Here is a 5990-nt window from a genome sequence, read left to right on the forward strand (position 1 = left end):
AGCCGCACCCGTCGGACCCACAGGACCCGTCGCACCAGTCGCACCATCAGCACCATTGGTACCGGCCGCACCCGTCGGACCCACAGGACCCGTCGCACCAGTCGCACCATCAGCACCATTGGTACCGGCCGCACCCGTCGGACCCGTCGCACCATCAGCACCATTGGTACCGGCCGCACCCGTCGGACCCATCGGACCCGTCGCACCATCAGCACCATCAGCACCGTTGGTACCAGCCGCACCCGTCGGACCCATCGGACCCGTCGCACCATCAGCACCATTGGTACCGGCCGCACCCGTCGGACCCATCGGACCCGTCGCACCATCAGCACCATTGGTACCGGCCGCACCCGTCGGACCCGTCGCACCATCAGCACCATCAGCACCGTTGGTACCAGCCGCACCCGCGGCACCGGTCGGACCCATAGGCCCAGTCGCACCGGTTGCACCATCAGCACCGTTGGTACCAGCCGCACCCGTCGGCCCCATCGGACCGGTGGCGCCATTGGCACCGGACGCACCCGTGGCACCGGTCACGCCCTGCAGACCCGTCGCACCCGTCGGACCGGTCGCACCGGTCGGACCGTGAGCACCGACCGCACCGGATGCACCCGTGGCACCGGTCGCGCCCTGAAGACCCGTGGCGCCGGTCGGACCCATCGGGCCGGTCGCACCGGTGGCGCCATTGGCACCGTTGCCACCCGTCGGACCCATGGGACCGGTCACGCCTTGCAGACCCGTCGCACCGGTCGGACCCATCGGGCCGGTCGCACCGGTGGCGCCATTGGCACCGTTGCCACCCGTCGGACCCATGGGACCGGTCACGCCCTGCAGACCCGTCGCACCGGTCGGACCCATCGGACCGGTGGCGCCATTGGCACCGGACGCACCCGTGGCACCGGTCACGCCCTGCAGACCCGTCGCACCGGTCGGACCCATCGGACCGGTCGTGCCGTGGGCACCCGTCGGGCCCGTCGGACCCATGGGCCCCGTGGGTCCCATCGGACCGGTGGGACCGGATCCCGGGTAGTCGTCACAGAACGGCACGGTGGTCTGCGTCGAGATGTAGCGGGCGCTCATCCAGCCGCTGCCGTTGGACAGCAAGTACCACAGCGAGTTTCCGTTGACATTCTGGCCGTTCACCTGGCAGGCGATGGACACTGTGCCGCCGGACGGCACGCTGCCCACGATCTGCGACTGGGTGGTGGGACCGCTGCGGATGTTCTGAGAGGCCTGGGAGGTGACCGTCCCGGACACACTGGCCGCCACCCGGCTGGCCATCACTCGGTTGGCCGCCTGCGAACCCGTGGGGTTCGGCGCACCGTGAGCAACGTCCATGGGGCACAGTGCCAGGGTCATTCCCAGCGACATGGCGCCAAGAGTTGAACGGGACAGGATGTCCCAGCTTCTCGATTTGTGCATCTTGATTCCTTACCGGATCTGCTTGGATCGGAGCCTGGACTGTGGCAGCCGCAGCGAGTCAATGGCATATGCGCCACGCCGGTTATCTACCGTCTGGATGCAGACCGCTCCCCTTGCGAGTGAGAAGAGCTTCGGCCATCTGCCCCTGTTTGCGGCCTGGTTAAGCCGGTTGAGCATTTCGACCCGATGTCCGGACCGACTGCAGCCCACCCGCCGCACCAATTGACCTTCAGACATTGCTTCATTGAGCAGGATTGGCAGACGTATATGAAAAAACCGGGATCCGGAAAAGGCCCGGGAAATGCCCCGCCCGGTGACGACGGCTGCGGCCTGTGTGGTCACTTCCGGTAAAGCGCCTCGATCTTCTTCTCGAAGTCCCGCGCGATCGCGGCGCGCTTCAGTTTCAGTGAGGGGGTCAGGTGGCCGCTCTCCTCGGTGAAGTCCACGAGCAGCACGGTGAATTTACGGATCGATTCGGCACGCGAGGCGAGCCGGCTCGCCTCGTCGACCGCGCATCAGGCCGTCCAGCGCGGCGGTGAGCAGTTGCTGGTTGGAGACCTGTGGTACGGGCCGTCGGAGCGCGCGAACGGGGTGCGGCTGCCGCCGATCACCGCGACCCTGCGGGGTTGCGGGAGTGCGAGGGGCATCATCTCGGCCAACTCATCTCGACCAGCTCCTGACTCTTCAGTAATCTTACTTTGGAGTAAATTCGGCGCCGAGCAAGGAGTCTGAACAATGGCCGACCGCTGTCTGCACTTCACCGGCACAGCACCCGGCCGGTTCCTGACCCGGCGGCTCGGCCTCCCGCAGTCCGCCCCATTGCGCCGTTGGTCGCTGGAGACCCGGTCGCTGGACGGGCCGCTGCTCCACCTCACCGCCGGGGACTCCGCCGTTACGGAGGAGCTGGGCGCGCTGCTCGCGGAAACCGGGCTGGAGGTCGGGCGCGCCGGACGTCCTGCGGGGATCGTGGTCGACGCGACGGCGTCCATCGCCGGTATCGCGGGCAACACCGGCCGGACGAACTACGCGGCGAGCAAGGCGGGCATCATCGGCCTGGTCCACTCGCTCGCTCCGCGTACGGCCGCCGACCACGGTGTCACGGTCAACGCGGTGGCCCCGGGCTTCATCGAGACGAAGACGACCGCGTCCGTTCCCCTCTTCATCCGGGAGGCGGGGCGCCGGATGAACTCCCTTGCGCAGGATGGTCTGCCGGTCGATGTCGCCGAGACCATCGCCTGGTTCGCCCAGCCCTCGTCGACGGCCGTCAACGGCCAGATCGTGCGGGTCTGCGGCCAGAGCCTGCTGGGTGCGTGACCCCCATACCGAATCTGAACGTGACACTCGTACGGGCAGCTGTCACATCCCCGTTCAAGAGGGCCGGCCGCCCGGGCGCCGCCGTACCCTCCGGCCGGGCGGTCCTCCCGGCCGCGCCGATCGCACCGGCCCGCCTCGCCTCGTACCGCCGCGTCTGCGGCTTCTCCGAGGCGGGCGCGCTGCCGCTCACGTACCCGCATGTGCTGGGCTTCCCGCTCACCATGCGGCTGATGACGGCCAGGGGGTTCCCGCTGCCGGTCGTCGGGCTCGTCCACACCTGGATCGAGATCGCCCGCCACCGGGCCCTGCGCCCGGCCGATCCGCTCGAACTCACGGTGTACGCCGACGGGTCGACCCCTCACCGACGCGGCACCGAGGTCACGATGGTCACCGAGGCGCGGCTGGCGGGCGAGCTGGTCTGGGAGTCCCGCAGCGGCTATCTCTCCCGGCACGCGACGCGCGCGGCCGTCACCACGGGGGTCCCGGCGCCGGACCCGAGCCCGGTGCCCGAGCTTCCCGCCGTCGCCGAGTGGCGGCTCCCCGGTGATCTGGGGCGCCGTTACGGTGCCGCGTCGGGCGACCGCAACCCCATCCACCTGTATCCGCTCGCCGCCCGGCTCTTCGGCTTTCCCCGGGCCATCGCCCACGGCATGTGGACCGTCGCCCGCTGTCTGGCCGAGGCACCGCGGCCCGATGAAGTCCGGTGGGTTCGGGCCGACTTCAGGTTCCCCGTCCTGCTGCCCGCCACCGTCACCTACGCGGCGGACCCCACCGGCTTCCAGCTGCGCGGCGCGGACCGCGTCCACCTCACCGGGACGACACTCAGGTCGCCCGGTCCCCGGCCCGGTTCGGCGGCTGCCACGGACGACCGTTCATAAGGTTCTCCAGCCCCGCCCAGGAGAAGTTCATCAGGGTGGCCGCGGCCTCCTTCGCCGAGACGCCCGGGGTCTCGTTCGCCCACCCGGCGAGCGATTCCGCGGCCCCCACGAGCGCCTGCGCCAGCCCCGACACATCGCGGTCGGGGAGCGCCGGATCGTGGTGTGCCTCGCGTGCCGCGGCCCCGATCAGACCTGTCACGAACGCAACGATCTCGTCCCGCATCGCCATGACCTCGGCGGCGAAGGGCTCCCCGTGCGTGCGCGCCTGGCGGTGCAGCACCGACCAGCCGTCCGGGTGCTCCGCCGTGTGCGTGAAGAACGCGCGCAGCCCGGACCACAGTTGCCGGTCGGCCGGAAGTCCCGGCTCCGCCCCCGCCCGTACCGCGTCGACCAGCGCTTTCGCCTCGCGCCGGATGCAGGCGGTGAAAAGCTCTTCCTTGGAGTTGAGGTACAGATACACCAGTGGCTTGGACACCCCGGCCAGCCCGGCGATCTCGTCCATCGACGCGGCACGGTATCCGCGCTGTCCGAAGGTCCGCACGGCGGCGTCCATCATCTGCTGCTCACGCACGGCACGCGGCATCCGTCTGCTCTTCACAGCACCCACGTCGGCTTCCTCCCACCCCGCTGTGCCACTCCCCGGTAAGAGTACGGCGCGGGTCCCCTCGGCGTCGTACGGAGCAAGGGCGGCCCGGTTCGGATGGCCGGTCGCGGCCCGGGCCCGCTCAGCAGTGCCCGGGGGAAGTCGTCGCGCACGCGGCACGGTGCGCACATGCCACTGCCGACAATCGGACGCGCCTGCTGCGCCACGGCGACCACGGGGCTCGCGAACCCCGTGATGATGAGGGCGCGATCGAGGCGACCGTGCTGCCGGTCAGCCACGCACGCCGCCGCGCAATCGGACCGAGAGAGGACCGGGTCCTGTGTTCAGGACTCTTTCACTGCTCCTTCCGGAACCGAATCAAGTGAAGCCACGACGAAGCGTGTTCACGCTTCCGTCGGTTCATCGGATCTCGGCCCGGTTCCCTCGACGGCCGAGCGGATCCGTTTAACGCATTGACCTACCGGCCGCGCCCGGTCGGGTGCCCGCACCTTGGTGCATCCGGGCTGTTCCGGCGTGCCGCAATCGCGCCGCCCGGCCCCGTACGTAAGGTCACGCGCACCTGTCCGCCGGGAATTGGTGTTGCTATGAAACCGTCCATCTGCCTATGCATGATCGTCAAGAACGAGGCCGCCGTCATCGAACGCTGCCTCGCCTCCGTCCGCGACCTGATCGACACCTGGGTGATCTCCGACACCGGATCGACCGACGGAACCCAGCAGCTGATCCGCAACGCACTCGACGGCCTCCCCGGCAAACTCCACGAGGAGCCCTGGGTCGACTTCGGCCACAATCGAACCCTGAACATCAAGCGCGCCCACGGCAAGGCCGACTTTCTGCTGCTCCTCGACGCCGACCTGGTGATCCGCCGGGAGGGCCCACTGCCCCCGCTGAACGCCGACTCGTACATGCTCCGGCACGAAGGCGCCACCGAATACCGGATCAAGCGTCTGGTCCGCGGCGACCTGCCCTGGCGGTACGTGGGCGTCACCCATGAGTACCTCACCGCCGACCAGCGTGACGACCAGCGGAATCTCGACGCCCTCGTCATCGAGGACTACGCCGACGGCGGCTCGCGGCACGACAAGTTCGAACGTGACGCCCGGCTGCTCGGCGCCGAGCTGAAGCGCGACCCCTCCAACACCCGTACGGTCTTCTACCTGGCACAGACCATGCGCGACATGGGCAACATCGCCAAGGCGGCCGCCCTGTACGAACGCCGCGCGCAGATGGGCGGCTGGGACGAAGAGGTGTACTACTCGCTTCTGCAGGCCGGAATCCTCAAGGCCGAGGCCGGCGACTGGCCGGCCGCAATGGACATCCTCTCTCGCGCCTGGGAATCACGCCCGAACCGGCTCGAAGCCTGCTACGAACTGGCCTCCCGGCTGCGCCGCCTCGGCCGCTACCGCGCCGCGCACGCGTTCGTCTGCGCGGCGCTCGACCGGGAAGCGCCGCCGGACGACCTGCTGTTCGTCCAGCCGTGGGTGTACCGCTGGGGCCTGCTCTTCGAGTTCTCGATCACCGCCTACTGGGTCGGCGACTACGCGGGCTCGCTCCGCGCCTGCGACCGCCTGCTGGCGATGCCGGACCTGCCCGACGCCTTTCGCGAGCAGACGCGCATCAACCGGGACTTCGCCGAGCAGCGGCAGGCCGCCCGGAACGCGTCGTCGGTCTTTCGCCAGGCCGGGTCGACGGCCTCGCCCGTCGGGGCGGCGCGGTAGACACGCGCCCCGACCAGTACACGACAGGAGCGCCCCCGGTCCGTGCTTACGGAC

General features: G+C 69.6%; 5 protein-coding genes and 1 pseudogene. 3 read left to right on the plus strand and 3 right to left on the minus strand.

The features are described from left to right. Positions 1-1422: SH3 domain-containing protein (locus tag ACFU8Q_RS25500; protein WP_384457781.1), on the minus strand; the 1422-nt coding region annotated here is incomplete at its 3' end. 495 nt (positions 1423-1917) lie between these two features. Further along, positions 1918-2072, minus strand: a pseudogene (locus tag ACFU8Q_RS25505) (acetyl-CoA C-acyltransferase); the annotation flags it as partial. A gap of 85 nt (positions 2073-2157) precedes the next feature. Between ACFU8Q_RS25505 and ACFU8Q_RS25510 the strand changes: the two are divergent. Both ACFU8Q_RS25510 and ACFU8Q_RS25515 read left to right on the plus strand, forming a co-directional pair. Further along, a complete protein-coding gene (locus tag ACFU8Q_RS25510) occupies positions 2158-2736 on the plus strand; it encodes an SDR family oxidoreductase (protein ID WP_384457773.1) in 579 nt (192 codons plus the stop codon). A 5-nt stretch (positions 2737-2741) separates the two neighbouring features. Then, entirely contained in the window at positions 2742-3614 is an 873-nt protein-coding gene (locus ACFU8Q_RS25515) for a MaoC family dehydratase (RefSeq protein ID WP_384457783.1), read from the plus strand. Here ACFU8Q_RS25515 and ACFU8Q_RS25520 read toward each other — a convergent pair. Continuing rightward, positions 3559-4197: a TetR/AcrR family transcriptional regulator gene (locus ACFU8Q_RS25520; RefSeq protein ID WP_384457785.1), complete on the minus strand. Its 639-nt coding sequence runs from the start codon at positions 4195-4197 to the stop codon at positions 3559-3561. The genes ACFU8Q_RS25515 and ACFU8Q_RS25520 overlap by 56 nt on opposite strands. A 629-nt stretch (positions 4198-4826) precedes the next feature. Between ACFU8Q_RS25520 and ACFU8Q_RS25525 the strand changes: the two genes are divergently transcribed. Then, positions 4827-5936, plus strand: a complete 1110-nt coding sequence (locus tag ACFU8Q_RS25525) for a glycosyltransferase (protein WP_384457775.1) — start codon at positions 4827-4829, stop codon at positions 5934-5936. The last annotated feature ends 54 nt before the right edge of the window (positions 5937-5990 follow it).

The organism is Streptomyces sp. NPDC057543 (assembly GCF_042801895.1).
Lineage (GTDB): Bacteria > Actinomycetota > Actinomycetes > Streptomycetales > Streptomycetaceae > Streptomyces.

Excerpts from the sequence above, each read along its gene's own strand:
- ACFU8Q_RS25520 (WP_384457785.1), bottom strand. The coding sequence starts at position 4,197 with ATGCCGCGTGCCGTGCGTGAGCAGCAGATGATGGACGCCGCCGTGCGG.
- ACFU8Q_RS25510 (WP_384457773.1), top strand. The coding sequence starts at position 2,158 with ATGGCCGACCGCTGTCTGCACTTCACCGGCACAGCACCCGGCCGGTTC.
- ACFU8Q_RS25525 (WP_384457775.1), top strand. The coding sequence starts at position 4,827 with ATGATCGTCAAGAACGAGGCCGCCGTCATCGAACGCTGCCTCGCCTCC.